The organism is Streptomyces sp. CLCI03, assembly GCF_053615355.1.
In genome coordinates, this window is record NZ_JBSIFU010000001.1 from 106455 (window position 1) to 130344 (window position 23890).

The following is a 23890-nucleotide window of genomic DNA, read 5'->3' on the forward strand; positions in this document are numbered from 1 at the left end:
ACCTCGACCGCCCGACCCGTACGAGAACCGAGGAACAGACACACCATGACCCCCGACGAGATATTCGCCGTCGTCCGCCGCAACCTGCTCGACGTGATCCCGGAGCTGACCGAGGCGCAGATCACGCTGGACCACAGCATGCGAGAGCTGGGCGCCAACTCCATCGACCGGATGGACGTGGTCATCGCCACCCAGGACGACCTCGGCGTCCGGGTGCCCGCCGAGCAGCTCACCCGCGCCAATGACCTGCGGTCCCTGGTCGCCGTGCTCAGCGAGCACGTGTGAGCGACGACGCGCCCGAGGCCCCGGCGCAGCCGGTGGCGGTCACCGCGGCGGCCGTTCTCGGTCCGCTCGGTGACCGGCTGGACGGCTTCACCGCCAACCTCCTGGCCGGACACAGTGCGGTGCGGATGCCGTCCGGGGACGGCACCGCGGACGGCGGCCCCCTGCCCGTCGCGGCGCTCGACGACTTCGTCCTCGCAGCGTGGGCCGAGCGCCACCTCGCCGGCAACGGCGAGACCGCCGCCCTGCTGCGGCGGGTCGCCGGCCGGGCCGCGATGCCGGCGAGGACCGCAGCCTGCGTGGCGCTGCGGGCCGTGCTGGACGCCGGCCTCGAACCCGGCGGCGCGTGGGGCGAGGAGACCGCACTGCTGGTCGCGGGCAGCAACCTCGCCCTCGCCCACCAGGCCGCCACCGTGCTCGGCCACCACAGCTCGCCGGGACGGCTGCGGGCCTCGTACGCGCTGACCCACCTCGACGTGGACGTGGTCGGCACCGTCAGCGAGGTCACCGGCGTCCGCGGCGAGGGCTGGACGGTGGGCGGCGCGTCCGCCAGCGGCACGATCGCACTGATCCAGGGCGCCCGGATGGTCGCCTCGGGATGGGCGCGCCGGGTCCTGGTGGTGGCGCCGGCCGCCGAGCTGTCCCCGGTCGAGGCGGAGGCGTTCCGCCGGACCGGGGCCATGGCCCACGAGGCGCTGCGCGGTACGCCGGAACGGATGTGCCGGCCGTTCGACCGCGCCCGCCAGGGGTTCGTCCGGGGCGAGGCCGCCGCGGCGGTGGTCCTGGAGTCCGCGGCCGCCGCACGGTCCCGCGGCACCGAGGTGCTCGCCGAGATCGCCGGTCACGGCCAGCGGCTGGACGCACGCCGGGGCACCGAGCCGGACGCCCGGGGCCAGGCCGCGGCGATGCGGGCGGCGCTCCGCTCGGCCGGCCTGACCGCGCAGGACGTCGACTACGTCAACGCGCACGGCACCGGTTCGGTCCTCGGCGACGAGGTGGAGGCCGCGTCGCTGCGCGAGGTGTTCGGCGAGCGCCCCTCGCTGCGGATCAACTCCACCAAACCGCTGACCGGGCACTGCCTGAGCGCCGCCGGGCTGGTCGAGGCCGTCGCCGTCATCGGCCAGCTGCGGGCCGGCAGCGTCCACCCCAATCCCAACCTGGAACACCCGGTGGACCCCGGACTGCCGCTGGCCGGCACCCGCGCCGAACGCCACCCGATGCGCACCGCCCTCAGCAACAGCTTCGCGTTCGGCGGCGTCAACGCCTCCGTCGTCCTGCGCCTGCCGGGCACCGCGCGCGCCGCGGCCGCGCCCATCCACCCGAACCCTGACCACACCTGACCTAGGGAGACCACCCCCATGAAGCCGGTCGGCATCGAAGCCATCAACGTCTACTGCGGAGAGACCTACGTCGACGTACCCACCCTGTTCGCGGCCCGGCAGCTCGACGACAGCCGCATCGACAACCTGATGATGGCCCGCAAGAGCGTCGCCCTGCACTGCGAGGACGCCGTCTCCTTCGCGGTCAACGCCGCCAAGCCCATCGTGGACGCGCTGTCCGAGGAGGAGCGCGGCCGCATCGAGCTCCTGATCGTCGGCACGGAGTCCGGCGTCGACTTCGGCAAGTCCCTCGCCACCTACGTCCACGACCACCTCGGACTGCCCCGCTCCTGCCGCCTGTTCGAGACCAAGCAGGCCTGCTACAGCGGCACGGCGGCGACACAGATGGCCGCGGCCGTGGTCGCCGCCAGCCCGTTCGACGGCGCCAAGGCCCTGGTGATCAGCAGCGACGTCGCCCGTCCCGTGCCGCACACCTACGTCGAGCCGAGCCAGGGCGCCGGCGCGGTCGCCATGCTGATCAGCGACGAGCCGGTCGTCGCCTCCTTCGACCGGGGCGCCAACGGCTTCCACAGCTACGAGGTGATGGACACCTGCCGCCCCGACCCGGAGGCGGAGGCCGGCGACGTCGACCTGTCGCTGCTCACCTACATCGACTGCCTCAAGAGCTCCTTCACCGACTACGCGCGCAAGGTCGAGGGCGCGGACCTCGTGGACAGCTTCGACCTGCTGGCCATGCACACGCCGTTCCCCGGCATGGTCAAGGGCGCGCACCGGGCCGTCCTGCGCAAGCTCAAGCGGATGTCCCCGCAGGCCGTCGAGGACGACTTCGCCGCCCGTCTGTCCGCGGCGGTCGAGTACCCGCGCCAGGTCGGCAACATCTACGCGGGCACCGTCTTCCTGGCGCTGGCCAGCACCATCGACAACGCCGTCATCGACCGGGAGCGCCGGGTCGGGATCTTCTCCTACGGCTCCGGGTGCAGTTCCGAGTTCTACAGCGCCGTCGTCACCCCCGAGTCGCAGCGCGCGGTCCGCGCCATGGGCATCCGCCAGGCCCTGGACGACCGCTACGAGCTGTCCGTGCCGGAGTACGACGAGCTGCTCACCGCCACCGCCGAGCTGAAGTTCGGCGCCCGCGACTTCACCTTCGACCTGGACCGCTTCCCGCAGATCACCAAGGCCCGCTTCGGCGGCGGCACGAGCCGCCCCCGACTGGTCCTGGAGGCCGTCCGCAACTACCACCGCGAGTACGTCTGGCTGGGGGACGGCCGATGAGCCACCCGGACGCCGTGCGCGTCGTCCGCGGCCGCGGGCTGCTGCGGGCCGTCCTCGACCGCCCCGAGCGGCGCAACCCGATCGACGCCGGACTGCTCACCTCGCTCGCCCGGGCCCTCGACCAGGCCGAGAGCGACCAGGACTGCCGGGTGTTCGTCCTGTCGTCGACGGGCGAGGACTTCTGCGCGGGCACCGACCTGTCCGGCGGCGACCCCGCTCCCGAGCCGCTGCCGGACGGCGCCGAACTGCCCTACTGGACGCTGCTGGAGCGGCTGACCCGCAGCCCGCTCGCCACCGTCGCCGTCGTCGACGGCCGGGCCACCGCGGGCGGGGTCGGCCTGGCCGCCGCCTGCGACCTCGTCCTGGCGGGGGAGCGGGCCCGCTTCCGGCTCACCGAGGTGCTGGCCGGGCTGGTCCCGGCGATGGCCCTGCCGTTCGTCGCCCGCCGGACCGGCGAGCAGCGGGCGTTCGCCGCGACCCTGCGCGCCGAGGAGTTCGACGCCGGCGCCGCCCACCGGGTCGGCCTCGCCGACCTGGCCGGCCCGCGCGCCGAGGACCTGCTGCCCCCGGTGCTGGCCGGACTCGGCAGGACCGACCGGAGCACCACCGCGGCGCTCAAGGAGTACCGCGCCCGGCTGTTCCCCCGGGACGCCCGCCTGGGCCACGACGCCTCGCGGCTGCTGATCGAGCGGTTCGCCGCACCGGGAACCGGGCAGCTGCTGGCGCGGCTGCGCGAGGCCGGAGCGGCGGCATGAGCCCGGTCACGGCGCGCACCGGCGCCGCCGACGACGTGGTCCACCTGTCCTGGCAGGGACCGGTGGCCGTGATCCGGATGGCCGACCACGAGGGCCGCAACACCTTCGGCCCGGCCCTCAGCCGCGGCCTCGTCGACGCCGTCGACCGGGCCGTCGCCGAGGAACGCACCCGCGTCCTGGTCGTCGAGGGCATGCCCGAGCTGTTCTGCGCCGGCGGGTCCCAGCGGGAGCTGGTCCACTTCGCCCGGGGCGACGGCAGCTTCGACACCGACGACTTCTTCCGGGTCCTCGCCCGCTGCCCGCTGCCCGTGGTGGCCGCGGTCCAGGGGCACGCGATCGGCGGCGGCCTGGTGCTGGCGCTCTACGCGGACCTCGCGGTGTTCAGCGAGCGGTCGGTGTACGCAGCCAACTTCATGCGCTACGGCTTCACCCCCGGCATGGGCGCGACCCACCTCCTGCCCGCCCGCTTCGGCCACCAGCTCGGCACCGAGATGCTCTACACCGCGCGCAACCACCGCGGCGCCGAGCTCCGCGAACGCGGGGCGCCGGTCAGGGTCGTGGCGCACGACGACGTGGCATCCACCGCTCACGCGCTGGCCGCCGGCATCGCGAACGCGCCGCGCGCCTCGCTGGAACTGCTCAAGCAGGACCTGGCCGCACCGCTGCTCGCCGCCACCGACGCGGCGATCGAGCGGGAGGCGGCCATGCACCGCACCACCTTCCGGCTGCCCGAGGTGATGGACCGCATCGTCGACGGCTACGGCGCCGCCGGCCTCCGACACCCCTGACCCGCCGCCGGCCGAGAGCCGGACCGCCGCCCGACCAGACCGACACCGCCGACGCGAGGACCGCGAGAACTGATGGACGCGAAAGAGATCCTGACCCGATTCAAGGACGGGGGCCTGGACCGGGCCGCCGCCCAGGCGCTGCTCGCCGGCCGGACCCCGGCGGCCGCACCGCGCCCGTCCGAGCCCGCAGCCGCGCCCACCCGGCCCGCTGTGCCCGCCGTGCCCGCAGTCGAGCCCGCCGCCGGGACGACCGTGGCCGCCGCGGGCACGGCCGGCCGGCCCGAGCCCGTCGCGGTGATCGGCTACAGCGCGCGCTTCCCCGGAGCCGCCGACGCGGACACGTTCTGGCAGCGGATCCTCGACGGCGACGACCTGGTCACCGAAGTGCCGCCGGAGCGCTGGCGCACCGAGGAGTTCTACGACCCGGACCCGGCCGCCGAGGGCCGTTCGGTCTCCCGCTGGGGCGCCTACGTCGCGGACGCCGACCGCTTCGACGCGGACTTCTTCCGGATGACTCCCCGCGAGGCCGAGCTGACCGACCCCCAGGCGCGCCTTTTCCTCCAGGAGGCGTGGCGAGCGCTGGAGCACGCGGGCCGGGACGCCCGCTCGCTCGCCGGAACCCGCTGCGGCGTCTACGCGGGCGTCATGCTCAACGACTACCAGGACCTGGTCGAGCGGGAGAGCCCGTACAAGCGGCTCCCCCAGGTGATGCAGGGCAACTCCAACTCGATCCTCGCCGCCCGGATCGCCTACCACCTGGACCTCAAGGGCCCCGCCGTCACGGTGGACACCGCCTGTTCGTCCTCGCTGACCGCGCTGCACCTGGCCTGCCAGTCACTGTGGCTCGGAGAGACCGACCTGACGGTGGTCGGCGGCGTCACTCTGTACCTGACCGAACTCCCGCACGTGTTCATGAGCGCGGCCGGGATGCTGTCCCCCAACGGGCGTTGCCGACCGTTCGACGCCGCCGCCGACGGCATCGTGCCGGGCGAGGGTTGCGCCGTCGTGGTGCTCAAGCCGCTGTCGAAGGCGCTCGCCGACGGCGACCCCGTGCACGCGGTGATCCGGGCGTCGGGGCTCAACCAGGACGGGCGCACCAACGGCATCACCGCCCCCAGCGCCCGCTCGCAGACCGCCCTGGTCCGCGACACGCTGCAGCGCTTCGCGGTGGACCCCGCCGGCATCGACTACGTCGAGTGCCACGGCACCGGCACCCCGCTCGGCGACCCGATCGAGGTCACCGCCCTCAACGAGGCGTTCGCCGGCGCCGGACTGGCGCCCGCCAGCGTGCCGATCGGATCGGTCAAGGGCAACATCGGCCACACCTCGGCCGCGGCCGGCCTGGCCGGGCTGCTGAAGGCGGCCGGCGTGGTGCGCACCGGGCTGGTCCCGCCGTCGCTGCACTACGCCCGGGCCAACCCGCAGATCCCCTTCGACCAGGGCCCGTTCACGGTTGCGGGGGAGCGCCGAGAGCTGGGCCGCCCCGACGGCGGCCGCCCCCGCCGGGCCACCGTCAGCTCCTTCGGCTTCAGCGGCACCAACGCCTACGTCGTCGTCGAGCAGGCCCCCGAGCAGGCCGCCCGTCCCGCCGGCGACGACGGTGCCCCGCCCGTCCTGGTCCCGCTGTCCGGCCGGCGCGCCGACGCGCCCGCCGCCCACGCCGCCGACCTCGCCCGCTGGCTGCGCGGCCCGGGCTCCGACGCGTCGCCCGCCGATGTCGCCCACACCCTGGCCGTCGCCCGCACCCACCACACGTACCGCTCCGCGCTGCTGGTCTCCGGCCGGGACGAACTGCTGGAGTCGCTGGACCTGCTCGCCGCCGGTTCGGCCGACCCGCGGCGCACCGACACCGCGCCCGACGCCGCCGCGCCCGACGCCGCCGTCCGCCGCGCCCAGGCCGCACTGCTGGCCCGGCTGGTGGAGCGGGCGGGCGAGAACCCCGGCCCGGTCGAGCTGGCGGCCCTGGCCAAGCTGTACACGCAGGGACACACGGTGGACTGGGCCGTGGTCAGCCCGCCCGCCCGGCACCGGCGGCTCTCCCTGCCCGCCTACCCCTTCGCCCCGCACCGCCACTACGTCGAACGCCCCGCCCCCGTCACACCCCCGACGCCTGCCGCCACTTCGGCGCTCGCCGAGGCGTCGCACGGGACTCCGGCCGAGCCGGCCGGCGCCCGCACCCCGCAGGAGGCCCTGGCCGACGTGCCGCTCACCGAACCGGTTCTGCACCGGCAGGAGTGGATCCCCGCCCCGCTCCCGGCCGCCGCACCTGCCCCCACGGCCCCGGTGCTCGTGCACGACCCGGCCGGCGACCTGGCGGCCGCACTCGCCGCCACCGGGCTCGACGTCCACCGGCTGGGCGGGGACCGGACCGCCGCCGAGGCGCTGCGGGCCACCGGCGCGCAGGCCGTCACCGTCGTGCTGCGGCTCACCCCTCCCGCGGACGGCGCCCCCGCGACCGCCGTGGACCTGGCGGCGTTCGAGGCCGCCCGCGCGGCGCTGGCCGTCCTGCGCACCCAGCAGCTCACCCTGCTGGCCGTCACCGCGGATCCCACCCGCGCCGACGCGGCCGGAGCGCTCGTCCAGACCCTCCGTCAGGAGAACCCCCGGCTCTCCGGCCGCGCGGTGCTGACCGCGGACGGCACGCCGGACGCGAGGCGGTTGCTCGCCGAGATCGCCGCGCCGGCCGCCGAGCACGGGCACCTGGCCGACCTCCGCTCCGCCCGGCGGCTGCGCCGGGTGCTGGTACCGGTTCCGCTGCCCGGCACCCGCCCCTTCGTGCGCCAGGACGGCGTGTACCTGGTCAGCGGCGGTGCGGGCGGCATCGGCCTGGCACTGGCCCGGCACCTGACGGACCGTCCGGGCACCCGCGTGGTGCTCTGCGGACGGACCGCGTGGGACGACCTCGCCGAAGCGACCCGCAGCGCCGTCTCCGGCAGCGACCGCCTGCGCTACGCCAGTGCCGACGTCACCGACCCCGAGGCCGCCGCCGCGCTCGTGGCCGAGGTCGTCCGGACCGAGGGCGCCCTGCACGGCGTCTTCCACGCCGCCGGCGTGGTGCGCGACGGCTACCTGGTGCGCAAGGACCCCCGGGACGTGGCCGACGTGCTGGCGCCCAAGATCCTCGGTGCGCGGGCGCTGGACGAGGCGACCGCGGCCCTCCCGCTGGACGCGTTCGTGCTGTTCTCCTCGGTGGCCGCGGTGACCGGCAACCTCGGCCAGAGCGACTACGCGTTCGCCAACGGCTTCCTCGACGGCTTCGCCACCCGCCGTGCCGGGCAGGTGGCGCGCGGCGAGCGGCACGGCAGGACGCTGTCCGTGCAGTGGCCGCTCTGGGACGTCCCCGGCATGAGCATTCCCGAGCCGGTCCTGGAAGTGGTGGCCCAGCACACCGGCATGGCGCCGCTGCCCGCAGCCGTCGGCCTCGCGGCTCTGGAACGCCTGCTGGCCGCCGACGGCCCCGAGGTCGTCTCGCTCTTTCACGGCGACGCGGCCACGTGGCGGGCCCACCTGGCCGCCCTCCACCTGGAGCGGCCGGCCGCGGCCGGCCAGGTGACGGCCGCCGCTCCCGCCGCTCCCGCCCCTTCCGACACCCCCGTCCTCGCGTCGGCCGATCCTGCTGCGGCGGATGACGGCCGGCGCGCCGAACTGGCCGACCGGGTCAGCCGGACGGTGGCCGACACCATCGGCCGCCCCGCGGGCAGCATCGGCGGTCACACCTCGCTCGAGTCGATGGGGCTGGACTCCGTCATGATCCGCACCCTCGCCTCCCGGCTCAGCGCCGAAGTGGCACCGGTCGGGCCGGAGATGCTCTTCGGCCTGCGCGACCTGGACGAACTGGTCGACCACCTGGTCGCCGCCCGGCCGGTCCCCGTAGCGGAACCGGCCACACCGGCGGTCCCGCCGGCACCCACCGCCACGGCGGCCACGGTCTTCGCACCGGTGGCTCCGGCGGACCCGGCCGTTGTCCCGGCCGCCCCGGCCGCCCTGCCCGTCCCCGCCGCCGCGCCGGCATCCGCCTCCCGTACGCTGCCGGCGCCGTCCGCCGATGACCGCTTCGCGATCATCGGCATCAGCGGCCGCTACCCGCAGGCGCCCGACCTGGACGCCTTCTGGCAGAACCTGCTGAACGGCAAGGACACCGCCTCCGACCTGCCCACCGACCGCTGGCCGGACGCCGCGGGCGTCAACGCCCGGGGCCACTTCCTCGAAGGCGTGGACGCGTTCGACCCGACGTTCTTCGGACTGTCCGCCCATGACGGGACCCTGCTCGACCCGCAGGAACGGCTGTTCCTGGAGGTCGCCTGGGAGGCGCTGGAGGATGCCGGATACACCGGCTCGCGTCTGCACGACCTCGTCGCGCCGGACGGCGAGCGCCGCAGCGTCGGCGTCTTCGCCGGGATCACCTCCAGCGACTACAAGCTGCTGGGCGCCGAGCGCTGGGCAGCCGGACACCGGGAGATGCCCTCCGGGCACTACTGGAGCCTGCCCAACCGGCTGTCCTACCTGCTGGACCTGCGCGGTCCGAGCCAGCCGGTCGACACCGCCTGCTCGTCCTCCCTGGTCGCGCTGCACCTCGCGCTCGACGCGCTCCGCCGCGGCGAGTGCGCGGCCGCTCTGGTCGGCGGGGTCAACCTGTACGTCCACCCCTCCCGGTTCCGGATGCTGCGCCGGTCCGGCTTCCTGGCCGAGGACGGCCTGTGCCGCAGCTTCGGCGCCGGCGGGGCCGGCTTCGGCCCGGGCGAGGGCGGCGGTGCCGTCGTGGTGAAACCGCTCGCCGTCGCCCTGGCCGACGGTGACACCGTGCACGCGGTGGTCCGCGGCAGCGCGGTCGCACACGGCGGGCGGACCAACGGCTTCACCGCGCCGAGCCCGTGGGCGCAGGCACGGGTGCTCCGTGCCGCGCTGCGGAACTCCGGCACCGACCCGGAGACCGTCAACGTGATCGAGGCGCACGGCACCGGGACGGAACTCGGCGACCCGGTCGAGCTGGCCGGCCTCCAGGACGCGTACGGCTCCGGCCGCGTGCCCTGCTCGCTGGGGTCGGTCAAGTCCGCGGTGGGGCACGGCGAGTCGGCGGCCGGCATCGCCGCGCTGACCAAGGTGGTCCTCCAACTGCGCCACGGCGAGCTGGTCCCCACCCTGCACGCCGACCCGGTCAACCCGGGCCTGCGCCTGGAGGACACCCGCTTCGTCCTCCAGCACACCCCGGGCCGCTGGGAGCGACTGACCGGCGCGGACGGCAGCCCGCTGCCGCGACGGGCGGGCATCAGCTCCTTCGGCGCCGGCGGAGTCAACGCCCACGTCATCGTCGAGGAGTACCTGCCTGAGCCGCACGGCCGCGCGGCCGCCGCCGAGCCGGGCCGCCCGGAACTGGTCCTGCTCTCCGCCCCGACGCGCGAGCACCTGGCGGCCACCGCCGACCGCCTCGCGCGCCGGCTGGAGGGCCCGGAGGCGCCCGCCGACCTGCGGGCGGTGGCGTACAGCCTGCGCACCGGCCGGTCCGCCATGGACTGTCGCCTCGCCGTGGTGGCGACCGACACCGCCGGCCTGGCGGCCGCGCTCGGCGCCTTCGCCCGCTCGGCCGACGCCGGCGAGGGGGAGTCCGCCGTGCGGTACGCCGACCTGCGGGACGGCCGCCGTGCCCATCGGGACCTGGACACGGTGCCCGAGACGACCGCGTTCCTCGCCGACCTGTGGCGCAACCGGCGCCTGCACCAGCTCGGCGAGCTCTGGCTGTCGGGCCTCGACATCGAGCGTGCCGCGCCCCGTGAGCCGGGCACCCGGCTGGTGCCGCTCCCCACGTCGGCGTTCCTGCGGCGCCGGCTCTGGATCACCGACCCGGTCACGGCGGACACCACGCCCACACCGGACCCTCTGCCCACACCGGACCCCCTGCCCGTACCGCTGTCCGCTCCGGCACCGGCCCCCGCCCCCCGGCCCGCGCCGACCACCGCCCCGGCCCCGGCAGCCGCGCCCGCCGCAGCGCCTGCCAGGTCCGGGGAAGCGGTGACCGAGCAGCTGTCGCGCCTCGTCGCGGGCTTCGTACCCGACGCGGCCGGGTCGGTCGACCCCGACCGCACCCTGCTCGAACACGGCATCGACTCGATCAACCTGATGAACCTGCGCTTCGAGATCACCGAGCGGTTCGGGCGGACCCTGCCGCTGCAGTTGCTCAGCGAGTCGACCGTCCCCGTGCTCGCCGCCCACCTGTCCGCCGACCGTGCCCACGACCGGGCCTGAACGAGAGAGTTGGCGCCACGCCATGACCATCCAGAACAACGCCGCCGACCGCTACCAGCCCTTCTCCCTCACCGAGGTCCAGGAGTCCTTCTACGTCGGCCGGACGGCGGGCGGACACGCCGGCGGCACCCAGATCCACCTGGAGTTCGAGGCGGACCACCTCGACCCGGCGCGGCTGCGGGAGAGCTGGAACCGCTGCGTCGCCGACACCGACATGCTCCGCGCCCACCTGCTGCCCGACGCCCGCCAGGCCGTCCTGGAGCAGGTGCCCGAGTACCGGTTCGAGGTCCGCGACCTCACCGCGGTCGGCCGCGACGAGTTGCGCGCCTCACTGGAGCGGATGCGCCGGGAGTCCGCCGCCGCCATCGACCCGCACCGCTGGCCGCTGTTCGCCCTCGCCGCCGCCGAACTGCCGGGCGGGCGCACCAGGGTGATGCTCACCGTCGAGGAGCTGATCGCCGACGGCCCGAGCGTTTCGCTGCTGGTCCAGGACTGGTACGCGCGCTACGCGTTCGGTGAGGAGCCCGGCGTCCCGGAGATCTCCTTCCGCGACTACGCGCTCGCCACCGGCGGCCGCCGCCCGTCCGAGGAGTCCCTCGCGTACTGGCGGGACAAGCTCGGGGCGGTGGACTTCGGCCGGCCGCTGCCGCTCGCCCGCCCGGACGCCGATCCGGCGGCCGCCGCCGACGGCGAGCACCGGCGCATGACGCTCCACCTGGACCGCGAGCAGTGGGACCGCGCCAAGGAGGCCGCCCGTGAGGCCCGGGCCACCCCGTCGGCGATGCTGCTTGCGCTGAACGCCGCTGCCGTCGGCACAGCCGGCAGCGGACCGCTCCCGCTGGTCCTCACCACCTACAACCGCCTCCCGCTCCACGCCGACGTGGCCCGCCTGGTCGGCCCGTTCCTGTCCACCTCGGTCTTCGTCGCCCCCGAGGCGGCCGGAACCCTGGGCGAGCTGCTCGGCGAGGTCAGCGGCCAGCTCTGGCGCGACCTGGAGCACGGCGACGTCAGCGGGGTGCGCGCGCTGCGCGAACGCGCCCGCACCGAGCCCGGCCGCCGGGCGGTCCCCGTGCCGGTCGTCTTCACCAGCCTGCTCGGCAGCGTCACCGACCGGCGCGCCGCCGACCCCGGCAACTGGGCCGCCCTGGTCGACGTCGACGCATCCGCCACCCGTACCTCCGGCGTCCAGCTCGAGATGTGCGTCCAGGAGCGTGCCGGGCAGCTCCACGTGTCCTGGGACTACCTGCCCGGGGCGCTGGACGGCGCCGAGGTGCGGGCCGCCTTCGAGCGGCTCGGAGCCCTGCTGCGCCGGGTCGCGGAGCTCGGCCCGGCCGTGTGGAACACCGGCCTGCCGGCCACCGCCGCGCCGGACGCCGGTACGGAGACAGCCGGCCGGGCGTCCTTCGGCACCGCCGGGCGACTGCCGCTGACCGAGGTGCAGTCGGCCTACCTGGTCGGCCGGCTCGGCACCCTCGGCGGCGCCACGGAGACCCGCGTCTACCAGGAGTTCCTTCTGGAGAACCACGATGTGGACACCCTGGAGGCGGCCTGGAACCGGCTGGTCGCCCACCACCCGATGCTGCGCGCGGCCGTCCACCAGGACGGCACCCTGGAAGTCGCCCCGGCCGTCCCCCACTACCGCATCACCCGGCACGACCTGACGGGTCTGCGACCGGCCGAAGGGCCGGCCGCCGACGGCGGGTCCCCGGTCGAGCGGGCGCTCGCCGACACCGCCGCCCGGCTGCGCGGCGGTACCTTCCCCCTGGGCAGCCGGCCGATGTACGCCCTGGAGGCCAGCATCCTCCCGGACGGCACCACCGTCCTGCACGTCGTCCTGGACGCGCTGCTCGCCGACGCGCGCTCCTTCGCCCTGCTCTTCGGCCAGCTGTTCGCGCTGCACGACGGCGACTCGTCGGTGCTGGACGAGCCCGCCGACCCGGGCCCGTACCTGCTCGGCCTCCCCGCACACGGCCAGGACGGTTCGGCGGAGGCCGCCCGGCTCGCCTGGCGGGAGAAGTTCGCCGCCCTGCCCGCAGGCCCCCCGCTCCCCGACCCGGCCCCGCAGGCCGCCCGGCTGCACCGCCGCACGGACCTCGGGTCCTGGCGGCGCCTCACCGAGCGGGCAGCCGCGATCGGCGTCCCGGCCGACATGGTGCTGCTGACTGCTTACACCGACGAGCTGCGCCGCACGTTCGGCCCGGAGCCGTTCACCGTGACCGTGGTCTCCTGGGACCGGCCCGCCGGCCTGGCCCACGCGGACCGCATGGTTGCCGACTTCACCCAGCTGGCCTGGGTGGTGGTCGACGACACGCTGCCGGCCGACTTCGCGCAGCGGGCCCGCGAGCTGTGGGGCCGGGTCCGCGCAGACCTGGAGCGCGGCGAGCTCCGGCCCGGCCTGGCCGAGCTGCGGGGCCGGGTCTTCCGCTCCGGCGGCAGGCTGCGGCTGCCGGTGGTCTTCACCCGGGTACCCGAGATCGATCCCGCCCTGCACCCGCGCGGCGTACGGCTGCGCGAGAGCCAGTCGCAGACCGCCCAGGTCGCGCTGGACCACGTCCCGCTGCTCGTCGGCGACGACCTGGTCGGCCAGTGGGACGCCGCCGAGGGCTGCCTCTCCGCCGACCGGATGGACACCATGTTCGAGGGCTACGCGCGCCGTACCCGCTCCTTCGTCGAGTCCGCCGGGTCCGCGGGGTCCGCCGGGTCCCCGGGGTCCGCCGGGTCTGCCGGGTCTGCCGGGTCCGCCGGGTCCGCCGGGTCCGCCGACGAGCTGTCGGCGACCATGACCGGCCTGCTCGCCGAGACGCTGTCCCGCCACCCCGACCGCCCGGCCGTCCACTGGGACGGGCGCGTCGTCGACTACCGCGAGCTCGACCACCGTACGGCCCGGCTGGCCCACCAGCTGATCGCCTCCGGGATCCGCCCGGGCGACCACGTCGCCGTACACATGAACCGCTCCGACGACCTGGTGGTCGCGCTGGTCGGCATCGTGCGCGCCGGAGCCGTCTACGTCCCCGTCGACCCGGCCAACCCGCCGGAGCGGGTGCGCTACCTGCTGGAGGACAGCGGCGCGCGCGTGGTGGTCGCCGACGCGGCGCTCGCAGCCGTACCGGCCGCCGCCGGCGCGGTCGTCCTCTGCCAGGACCGTGACGAGGACCGGGCGCTGCTGGCGTCCCGCCCGGTGACGCCGCCCCAGGTGGAGGTGGGCCCGGACGACCCCGTCTACACGATCTACACCTCGGGCACCACCGGCAAGCCCAAGGGCTGCCGCAACACCCACAGGGGCTTCGTCAACAGGGTTCGCTGGATGCAGGACCGCTTCCCGCTGGGCGCCGACGACCGGGTCGCCCAGAAGACCCCGTACGGCTTCGACGTCTCGGCCTGGGAGTTCTTCTGGCCGCTGCTGGCCGGGGCGTCCATCGTGGTCGCCCGGCCCGGCGGCCACGTCGACCCCGGCTATCTCGCCCGGCTGCTGCGCGAGGAGCGGGTGACGGTCGCCCACTTCGTGCCCTCCGTGCTCGGCCTGTTCCTGCGGGACCGGGCGGCGTCCGACTGCGCGTCGCTGCGGTACGTCTTCGCCAGCGGCGAGGCGCTTCCTGTCGCGACCATGAAGCGGTTCTTCCAGGTCCTGCCGGACGGCGCCGAGCTGCACAACCTGTACGGCCCGACCGAGGCCGCCATCGACGTGACCCACTGGGCGTGCCGTCCCGACTGGGACGAGCCCACCGTGCCCATCGGCCGGCCGATCGCCCGCACCCGCATCCACGTGGTGGACGAGCGGATGGCACGGGTCCCGGACGGCACGCCGGGCGAGATCGTCATCGGCGGGGCGGGCGTCGCCCTCGGCTACCACGGCCGGCCCGAGCTCACCGCCGAGCGCTTCGTGGCGTCGCCGTTCGCCGACGACCCGTCACCACGCCTGTACCGCACCGGCGACCTGGGACAGCTCGGCCCGGACGGCGAGATCAGGTACCTCGGCCGGATCGACGGCCAGTTCAAGCTCCGCGGCCTGAGGATCGAGCCGGAGGAGGTCGAGGCCGCGCTCACCGAGCTGCCCGGGGTGTCCGAGGCCCGGGTGCTCCCGGTCACCGACCCGGCCACGGGCGAGCAGATCCTGGCTGCGGTATGCGTCGAGGCCGACGGCACCCTGGCCCCGTCCGTCGGGCAGATGCGCCGCGACCTGGCCCGCTCCCTGCCGTCGTACCTCGTGCCGAGCAGCTTCCGGTTCGTGGACCGGCTGCCGCTGACGGCCAACGGCAAGCTCGACCGCCGGGCCGCCACGGCCCTCTTCGGCACCACCCCGCCTGCCGCTCCGGCTCCCGTTGCTCCGGCTCCCGTCGTTGTTCCGGATCCGGCTGCCGCCGCCCCCCGGCCACCCGCTCTCACCGGCCACCCGGCCCCCGCCATCGAGGAGGACCCCGTGTACGACCCCCGCAACGGACGACCCGACGAGGGAACCGCCGCGCTCGTCGGGGCGGCCGTCGCCGACTGCCTGCGGCTGGAGGTGGTCGACCCCGACGCCGACCTGTTCGACCTGGGCGCCACCTCGTTCACGATGATCCGGCTGGCCCAGGAGATCGAGCGGCTGACCGGTGTCGCCCTGTCCGTCGACGCCCTGATCAGCGGGCCGACCGTCACCGCGCTGCTGGCTGCCGTCCGCGCCGGCCGGGCCGCCGCCGACCGGACCGAGCCGGAGACGACCGGAGCGGCCGTCCCTCCCGGTCCGGAGGCGGACGTGGCGGCAGTGGCGGACCTGGCCGCCGGCCTGCTCGGCCTGGCGGAGGCCGACCCGGACACCGACCTGTTCGACCTGGGCGCGACCTCGTTCACGATGATCCGGCTGGCCCAGGAGCTCGCCGAGCGGTTCGGGGCGGACGTCCCGGTCGACGCCCTGATCCAGACCCCCACCGCCCGCGGCATCGCCGCGAGCCTGGCCCCCGCTTCCGCGCCCCAGGCGGCCGCCGCGCCGCGGGCAGCAGCATCCGCTGCCCGCACCGACATCCGGATCGCCCTCGACCCGCAGGCCAAGGCCGCGTTCAAGGAGGCCAGGGTCGCCGAGCGCCGGTTGCCCGGGTCGCTGGCCAGGCTGCCGTTCCCGGATCCCACCCCGCAGGACCGGCGGGCGTTCTACGACGCCTCGTCCTTCCGCGAGTTCGCCGACGGGCCACTGCCCGGCGACCGGCTCACCGAGCTGCTGGGCACCCTGGCCCGCGGCGAGCTCGACGGCCGGGCCAAGCACCGCTACCCGTCCGCAGGCGGTTTCTACCCGGTGCAGGTCTACCTGTACGTCAGGCCGGGGGCCGTGGAGGGCGTCGACGGCGGCCTCTACTACCTGCACCCGGGCGAGCGCGCCCTGGTGGCGATCGACCCGCAGGCCCGCTTCGGCACCGACGTCCACGTCTTCCACAACCGCGCCCTGGTGGACGCCTCCGCCTTCGGCGTCTTCCTGGTGTCCACCCCGGCGGCCATCGCGCCGGCGTACGGCGAGCGCAACGCCGGCCGGTTCTCGATGATCGAGGCGGGGCACGTCGCCCAGCTGCTGCTGACCGCCGGGCCCGAGCGCGGCCTCGGCATGTGCGCAGTGGGGGAGATGGACTTCGGCGCGGTGCGCGGGCACTTCGGCCTCCAGGACGACCAGGAACTGCTGGTCTCGCTGTGGGGCGGTGCCCTGTCCGGGCCGGCCGTGCTCCGCCGGGCCGAGCTGGTCGCCGCCGAGCGGCCTCAGGAGAGCGCGCCGGTGCCGTCCGGCCCGCGCCCGGTGGCCGTGGTCGGCTTCGCGGCCCGGCTGCCCGGGGCCGACGACCTGCGCGGGCTGGACGCGATGCTGGCGGCCGGCGACTGCGCTCTCGGCCCCGCCCCGGAGGAGCGCTGGGCCCCGCTCCGGAGCAACGCCCGGCGCGCCGGCGCTCGCGTCGGCGGCTACCTGCCCGACGTGACGGCCGTGGAGGTCGAGGAGTTCGGGCTCGCGGACGCCGAGGTGGCCGCCGTCGACCCGCAGGAGCGGCTGCTGCTGACGGTCACCCGACACTGCCTGGAGGATGCCGCGATCACCCCCGAGCGCCTGTCGCAGACCGGCCAGGTCGGTGTGTTCGTCGGGTCGATGTGGCAGGACCACGCGCTCCACGGGGTGGCGGCCCGGGCCGAGGGACGGACGGGCACCCACGCCACCCGCGGCGGACTCGCCCACCGCATGTCGCATGCGTTCGGCCTGACCGGCCCGAGCCTGGTGATCGACACCGGCTGCGTCTCCGGGCTCGCGGCCGTCGAGGCGGCCTTCCGGGCCGTCGCCGACGGCCGGTGCGAGGCCGCCGTCGCGGCCGGTAGCAACCTGGTGCTGCACCCGGACCACCTGGACGTGCTGTCCGAGCTGGGATTGGTCGCCGAGCAGGAGGACTCCTGCGCGTTCACCGACCGGGCCAGCGGCTGGCTGGTCGGGGAGGGCGTCGGCGCGGTCCTCCTCAAGCCCCTCGACCGTGCCCTGGAGGACGGCGACCCCGTCCACGCCGTGCTGCGCGGCGGCGCGCTCCTGCACTCGGGAACGACCCGCCAGTTCGGGATCCCGGACCCGCGCCGCCAGGAGCAGGTGATGCGGGCCGCGCTCGCCGACGCCCGGCTGACGGCCGGGGACATCGGCTACGTCGAGGCGGCGGCGGCCGGCGCGGCGCTGGCCGACGCGCTCGAGTTCACTGCGCTGGGACGGCTGTTCGGCGCCGCCGGCGTTGATGGCGGCGCTGACGTCGGGGGTGCGAGCGGAGCCGGGAACGGCGCCCGAGCGGGCCTCGGGCCCGTGCCGGTCGGCTCGGTCAAACCGAACACCGGCCACCTGGAGGCAGCCTCCGTCTTCGCCCAGCTCGGCAAGCTCATCGCCCAGTTCCGCCGGGACCGGCTCTACCCGACCCGACTCACCTCGGCCGCCAACCCGGCACTCGCCCCGTACCGCGGATCCGTGGCCGTGGCCGGCCCGTCCGCCGACCAGTGGCGCACCGCGCCCGGCGGCACCCGACGGGCCCTGGTGAACGGCTTCGCGGGCGGCGGATCGTACGGCAGCCTCGTGGTCGAGGAGCCGCCGGCCGCCGCGACCGCGGCACCGGCCGACGCCGACACGGCTGTCAGCGAGGGGACCGAGGTCCTCGTACTGTCCGCGGACAACCCGGAGAACCTGGCCCGCTGGGCCCGCTCCCTCGCGGAGGAACTGGACGCCGACCCCGGTCTCGACCTCGCCGCCGTCGCCCGTACGCTGCGGGAAGGACGCCGGGCACGCGCTGTCCGCGGGGCGGTGGCCGCCGACCGTGGCCGGGCTGCCGGGGCGCTGCGCACCCTCGCCGAGCGCGTGCTGCGCGACGGCACCGGCGCCACCGTCGAGGCCGCCCGGACGACGGCGGACCAGCAGGCGCTGACGGCGCTCTGGTCGGCCGGCGGCGAACTCCCGGTGCCCGCCACGTCCGCCGTGCCGCGCCGCCGGCCGCTGCCGCCGGTGCCGCTGTCCGTCCGCCGGGTACCGCTCCCGGTGCCTGCCGCCGCATCCGCGCGGCCGGAGAAGGAGCAGCGGCCGGACGGCCCGACCGGGACCGGGCCGACGCCGTTCGAGCGGATGGCCGGCATCGTCGCCCAGGAGACCGGGGCGGATCCGGACCGGCTCGCCCCCGCCGACGACCTGTTCGCGATGGGCGTCACCAGCCGCCAGCTGCTGCGGATCGCCGCCCGGGTGGCCGACGACGGAGGCAGCGAACTCCCCCTGGAGTCGCTCTTCACCGCCCCGGACCTCGCGGCCCTGGCCGAGCTCGCCTTTCCCATAGCCGTACCCGCCTGAACGCCCCCCGAGCAAGGAAGCCACGACGATGACCCGGATCTTTATGTTTCCCGGACAGGGAGCGCAGCGCGTCGGCATGGGCCGGACGCTTCTCGACCGCTTCCCCGACCTCGAACGCGAGGCCAGCGACACGCTCGGCTACAGCCTGCGCCGGCTGTGCCTGGAGGACCCCGAGGGCAGGCTCGGCAACACCCGCTACACCCAGCCCGCGATGTTCGCCGTGAACGCCCTCGCCCACCGCGCGGCCGTCGAGGACGGTGCCCGCCCCGACATCGCGATCGGTCACAGCCTGGGTGAGTACAACGCCCTGGAAGCCGCCGGGGTCTTCGGCTTCACCGACGGCCTGCGGCTGGTCGCGGCCCGCGCCGCGGCCATGGCCGAGGTGGGCGGCGGAGGGATGAGCGCGGTCGTCGGGCTCACCGAGACCAAGCTGCGCTTCCTGCTCCTGCGCGCCGGATTCGCAACGCTGGACCTCGCCAACCTCAACACCGCGAGCCAGACCGTCCTGGCCGGGCCGCTGGAGGACCTGGAGGAAGCAGGCCAGGTACTGGAGGACGCCGGCGCGCGCATGGTCCGCCGACTGGACGTCAGCGGCCCCTTCCACTCCCGGTACATGGCGCCCGCCGCCGCCGCGCTCGTCCCGCTGGTCCGGTCCGCCCGGCTCCGGCCACCGGCCTTCCCCGTGATCGCCAACCGCACCGCGCAGCCGTACCGCGCGGAGCTGGCCGCCGACCTGCTGCTCCAGCAGATCGACCACCCCGTGCGCTGGCACGAGACCGTCCGCACCCTGCTCGACGAGCCTGACGCGGTGTTCACCGAGATCGGCGAGAGCACCGTGCTGACCAGCATGGTCCGGCAGATCAAGCGGGACGCCGAGCCCGCCCGCGCGGCCCGCCCGCGCCAGGCCGTCGCCTGAAGCGACGCCACGCACCACACGAAGGAGACGCGATGACGAGCAACACCTTGAGGTTCCGCCCGCCGGCCGGAGCGGGCCACTGCCCCCGCCCGGTCCCGGGAGCGGCCCTGCGCCTGTTCCTGTTCCACCACGCCGGCGGCTCCCACCTGGTGTACCGCGACTGGATCACGCACTTCCCGGCCGACTGGGAGATCCACCTGCTGGACGCCCCCGGCCGAGGCCGACTGACCGACGTGCCGGCCTGCGCCGACGCCGAACGGCTGGTGGACTTCTTCCACGACGAGATCGTGCTCGCGATGGACCGCCCGTTCGCCTTCTTCGGCCACAGCATGGGCGGCCTGGCCGCCTACGAGCTCACCAACCGGCTGGCCGCCGAGGGGCTGCCGCTCCCCGCATGGCTCGGCCTGTCGGCCCGCGGCGCGCCGCGGCAGCCGCTCCCGACCGACAACCGCCACCGCATGCCCGACGCCGAACTCCGCCGGCACCTGGCACGGATGGGCGGCACCCCGCCCGAGGTCCTGGAAGACCCGGACATCTGGCAGCTGTTCGCTCCGATGATCCGCAACGACCTGCGGCTGGTGGAGACCTGGAGCCCGCGGCCGCACACGCCGCCGCTGTCCGTCCCGCTGTCCGTCTTCGGCGGCGCCGACGATGTGGTGGTCTCGCCCGAGCGGTTGGCCGCCTGGGAGCAGTACGCGCAACGGTTCCTCGGCCTCCACCTCTTCGACGGCGATCACTTCTACTTCCGCAGCCGCCCCGCCGAGATGGTCCGGCTGATCACCGAACAGGTCCGGACCGCGACGGCGGGCCGCCCGGCGACGGGAGCGGCGCGATGAGCGCGCGGGCGGCCGCAGGCGCACGGCGGCCCGCCGACGGCGAGGTCAGGCTCTGGGTGTGCGCCAACGACGACCTCGGGCCGGGCACCGCCACCGCCCTGGCCGGCCACTGGCTGGACGAGCACGAACAGGCGACCGCGGACCGGTTCATCTTCGAGCGGGACCGCCGCCAGTACCTCGTGGCACACGTCCTCGTGCGGCGCCTGCTCTCGCTGGAGACCGGTGTCCCCGAGGCGCTGATCGAGCTGCGCAGGTCCGAGCGTGGCCGGCCCTCCGTACGGCCGCCCGAGGGCGGCTGGCCCGCCGCACAGGGCCCGCTGGACTTCAACCTCTCGCACGCCCGCGGATACAACGCGATCGCGGTCGGCCGGGGACGCCGGGTCGGGGTCGACGTCGAACGGCTCGACCGGGTGAGCAGCCGCGCACTGGACGGGATCGCCGAGAGCTTCACCCCCGGCGAGCGCGTCCAGCTGGCCCGGACACCCGCTGAGGTGTACGACCGAACGGTGCTGCGCCTGTGGACGCTCAAGGAGGCCTACGCCAAGGCGCGCGGACTCGGCCTCGGACTGCCCTTCGACTCGTTCGGCTTCGTGCTGTCCGACAACGGCGGGGTGGCCGCGTTCGAACCGCCGGCCGACGACCCGTCGGGAACCTGGTGGTTGCTCGAACTCGAACCCGAGCCCGGGGTGCTGGTCTCCCTCGCGGTCGAGGACGGGGCCACCCCGATGACCGCGCTCAGGCTGCACACGGGCTTCCCCTGGCGGCCCTCCGCCCTGCGCGCGAGCATCCACCCCGGGAACCCCGTCCCGCTGCTCGCCCCCGGGACCCTCTCCGCCGCGCTCCCCCTCGCCGGGGCCGCGCCCCACCGAGCGCGCCCCACCGAACTCCAGAGGAGCGTCGCATGATCGCAACCGCACGGGCGGCGGACGCGACCGTCCATCTCGCGGCCGACTCCGTGACCAGGATCCGCGGCGACCGCACTGTCCTCAACGGCATCTCGCTGACCGTCTCGGCCGGCGAACGCCTCGGCCTCATCGGGGACAACGGCGTCGGCAAGTCCACCCTGCTCCGGGTTCTGGCCGGCCTCGACGCCCCGGACGGCGGCCGTGTCCGGGTCGGCCTCGGCGGAGGCACCCCCGGCTACCTCTCCCAGGAACCCGACCTGCCCGCCGACTGGGACCTCGCCCGCTGCCTGGCCGAGGCCCGCCGCGAGATCGACCGGATCGCGGCGCGGATGCACGAGGTCGAGCAGCTGATGGCCGCGGCCGAAGACACGGAGCCGGCCGCGCTCCTCGACGAGTACGCCGTGCTCCAGGAGGACTTCGAAGCCCGCGACGGCTGGCGCTTCGAGGCCAGGGCGTCCGAGGTCTTCCAGGCGCTCGGCCTGCACCGGCTGCCGTCCGAGCGGCCGGCCGGGCAGCTCTCCGGCGGTGAGCGGGCCCGGCTCGGTCTCGCCCTGCTCGTCCTCCAAGAGCCGCCCGCCCTGCTGCTGGACGAGCCCACCAACCACCTCGACGACGAGGCCGTCGAGTGGCTCGCGCGGTGGCTCCGCGAGTTCAGGGGACCCTGCCTGATCGCTTCCCACGACCGCGACCTGCTGGACGGCGCCGTCACCGGACTGCTGGACCTGGACGGACCGCGCGGGTCGGTGGTCCGATACGGCGGGACCTACCGCGACTACGCCGCCGCGCAGGCCGCCGCCCGGCGGCGCTGGGAGGCGGACTACGAGAACTGGACCGAGTCGCTCGCCGCCGCCCAGCTCCGGCTCAACCGCTCCGACCGGGCCGCCGGGCACTACCGGCCGCCCCGCGACAACGCCAAGATGAACTACGACCTGCGCGGCGCCGGAGCCCAGGCGGCGGTGGCACGCACCGCCCGCGCCGCCAAGGAGGAGATCAGGCGGCTCGAACTCCAGGCGGTGCCGCGGCCGCCCGCCCCGCTGAGCTTCACCGCGGTCGGCCTCGGCGACCGGGCGGGCCGGGGAGCCGCGGAGCCCGGGCAGGAGGCCGGCCCGCTGATCGAGCTCAGGGACGTCCGCACGGCCCAGGGCATCCGGCTGCCCGAACTCGCCCTGACCGGCACCGACCGGTTGGTGGTCGCGGGGCCGAACGGGGCGGGCAAGTCGACGCTGCTGCGGATTCTCGCGGGGGAGCTGGAGCCCGGATCCGGCACCGTCGCCACCCGTCCGGGCGTACGGGTCGGCCACTTGTCCCAGGAGAGCGAATACCCGGCCGGCCGGGTCCCGCTGCTGCGCACGCACGCACAGGTGATCGCCGCGACCGAGGACGAGGCGGCGGAGCAGTTGCTGGAGCTGGGCCTGTTCCGCCCGGCCGATCTCCAGGTACCCGTCGGCGCGCTGAGCGCCGGTCAGCGCAGGCGGCTCGACCTGGCCAGGCTGGTGGCGATGCGTCCGCACGTCCTGCTGCTGGACGAGCCCACCAACCATCTGAGCCTGCCGCTGATCGAAGACCTGCAGACGGCGCTGGACGAGTTCCCCGGCCCGGTGGTCACCGTCACGCACGACCGCCGGATGCGCAGGTCGGCGGGCCGGACGCTGCTGCTGGAGCGGGACTGAGCAGGCGCCGGTGCGGGCCTCGCGCGGGCCCGCACCGCCGGGGCGCCGGCTGGGGTCAGCGGGCGGCCGCTGTGCGGGCGGTGAGCTGGTCCATCCGGCGGGCCAGGTCCTCCTGCTCGCGGGTCAGGTTCTCCAACCGCCTCCGCAGTCGCGCCAGTTCGTCGCCGAGGTCGAGGACGACGGCCCCGCCCCGGGGAGCCGTCGATGCAGCCCGCTGACCAGCGGTGCCGGGCCGTGGCGGGAGGGAGCGGACCACCGGCGCCGCCGAGCGCGCCGCAGCGGGGGCCGGCTGCTCGCGGCCGGGGCTGAGGATCGACCGGACCCGTCGGCGCAGCGCCGCACCGGGCTCCACCCCGAGTTCATCGGCCAGACGCGTCCGGGCCCGCTCGTACGTGCCGAGCGCCTCCGCCTGCCGGCCGCAGCGGTGGAGGGCGACCATCAGCAGCTCGTAGAACCGCTCCCGCACCGGATTGTCACCGATGAGCTCCTCCAGCTCGCCGGTGATCTCGTGGTGCAGGCCCGCCCGCAGGCCGGCCTCGTAGAGCGTTTCCAGGGCGACCAGCCGGTTCTCCTCCAGCTGGGCGGCCTCCGCCAGGCAGATGTCCCCGCCGAGGCTGCCCTGCAACGCGGGCCCCCGCCACAGGGCGAGTGCCTGGCGCAGCAGGTGGACGGCCCGCTCGGGGTCGGTGGCGATCACGGCCCGGCCCTGGGCGCACAGCCGGTGGAACCTGCCGGCGTCGGTCGCGTCCGGCCCGGTGTGCAGCTGGTAGCCCAGCGCGTGGGTGTCGATCCGCTCCTGACCGGTCGATCCGGCGTCCTCCAACAGCTTCCTGAGCCGGGCGACGTGGGCCTGGAGGGCGTTGGCCGGGTTCGCCGGCGGGTGTTCGCCCCACAACTCGTCGATCAGGCGGTGGTACGACAGCAGATGGCCGGCCTTCACGACCAGGGCGCCGAGCAGGACGCGCTGCTTGGAGCCCGTGGGTACGATCCGCAGGCCGCGCCGCTCGTCGTGGATCTCTACAGGGCCGAGAATGCGGAACTGCATCTTTCCTCACCTATGCGTCCGGATGGGGTCGTGG

12 protein-coding genes are annotated in these 23890 nt (G+C 75.5%); 11 read left to right on the forward strand and 1 reads right to left on the reverse strand.

Annotated elements, in window-relative coordinates; translation table 11 throughout:
- The first annotated feature begins 45 nt into the window (after nt 1-45).
- From ACWG52_RS39100 to ACWG52_RS39150, 11 genes are all read left to right on the forward strand, one after another.
- Nucleotides 46-285 carry a phosphopantetheine-binding protein gene (locus ACWG52_RS39100; protein ID WP_033220286.1) on the forward strand — a complete coding sequence of 80 codons (240 nt, stop codon included), beginning with the start codon at nt 46-48 and terminating at the stop codon, nt 283-285.
- Complete coding sequence (locus tag ACWG52_RS39105; RefSeq protein ID WP_453129129.1) at nt 282-1622, forward strand: beta-ketoacyl synthase N-terminal-like domain-containing protein; 1341 nt, start codon at nt 282-284, stop codon at nt 1620-1622. Before ACWG52_RS39100 ends, ACWG52_RS39105 begins: the two co-directional genes overlap by 4 nt.
- A gap of 18 nt (nt 1623-1640) precedes the next feature.
- A complete protein-coding gene (locus ACWG52_RS39110; protein ID WP_389814781.1) occupies nt 1641-2894 on the forward strand; it encodes a hydroxymethylglutaryl-CoA synthase family protein in 1254 nt (417 codons plus the stop codon).
- The gene (locus ACWG52_RS39115) at nt 2891-3649 is read left to right on the forward strand and encodes an enoyl-CoA hydratase-related protein (protein ID WP_051763256.1); all 759 of its coding nucleotides are present in this window, start codon (nt 2891-2893) and stop codon (nt 3647-3649) included. The genes ACWG52_RS39110 and ACWG52_RS39115 overlap by 4 nt, the downstream gene beginning before the upstream one ends.
- On the forward strand, nt 3646-4437 hold the full coding sequence (locus tag ACWG52_RS39120) for a polyketide synthase (RefSeq protein WP_331720998.1): 792 nt from the start codon (nt 3646-3648) through the stop codon (nt 4435-4437). The genes ACWG52_RS39115 and ACWG52_RS39120 overlap by 4 nt, the downstream gene beginning before the upstream one ends.
- A 72-nt stretch (nt 4438-4509) precedes the next feature.
- Nucleotides 4510-10677: an SDR family NAD(P)-dependent oxidoreductase gene (locus ACWG52_RS39125; protein WP_453129130.1), complete on the forward strand. Its 6168-nt coding sequence runs from the start codon at nt 4510-4512 to the stop codon at nt 10675-10677.
- A gap of 22 nt (nt 10678-10699) precedes the next feature.
- Nucleotides 10700-18484 (forward strand): amino acid adenylation domain-containing protein, encoded by a 7785-nt coding sequence (locus ACWG52_RS39130; protein ID WP_453129132.1) that lies wholly within the window; start codon nt 10700-10702, stop codon nt 18482-18484.
- A gap of 28 nt (nt 18485-18512) precedes the next feature.
- The gene (gene fabD, locus ACWG52_RS39135) at nt 18513-19400 is read left to right on the forward strand and encodes an ACP S-malonyltransferase (protein WP_078909288.1); all 888 of its coding nucleotides are present in this window, start codon (nt 18513-18515) and stop codon (nt 19398-19400) included.
- A gap of 32 nt (nt 19401-19432) precedes the next feature.
- On the forward strand, nt 19433-20236 hold the full coding sequence (locus ACWG52_RS39140) for a thioesterase II family protein (protein WP_078909287.1): 804 nt from the start codon (nt 19433-19435) through the stop codon (nt 20234-20236).
- Entirely contained in the window at nt 20233-21141 is a 909-nt protein-coding gene (locus ACWG52_RS39145; RefSeq protein WP_063734091.1) for a 4'-phosphopantetheinyl transferase family protein, read from the forward strand. The genes ACWG52_RS39140 and ACWG52_RS39145 overlap by 4 nt, the downstream gene beginning before the upstream one ends.
- Nucleotides 21138-22811, forward strand: coding sequence for an ABC-F family ATP-binding cassette domain-containing protein (locus ACWG52_RS39150; protein ID WP_078909286.1), 1674 nt, complete (start codon nt 21138-21140; stop codon nt 22809-22811). The genes ACWG52_RS39145 and ACWG52_RS39150 overlap by 4 nt, the downstream gene beginning before the upstream one ends.
- A gap of 55 nt (nt 22812-22866) precedes the next feature.
- On the opposite strand, the gene ACWG52_RS39155 is transcribed toward ACWG52_RS39150, so the two are convergent.
- Complete coding sequence (locus ACWG52_RS39155; protein ID WP_389814795.1) at nt 22867-23856, reverse strand: AfsR/SARP family transcriptional regulator; 990 nt, start codon at nt 23854-23856, stop codon at nt 22867-22869.
- Between the last annotated feature and the right edge of the window lie 34 nt (nt 23857-23890).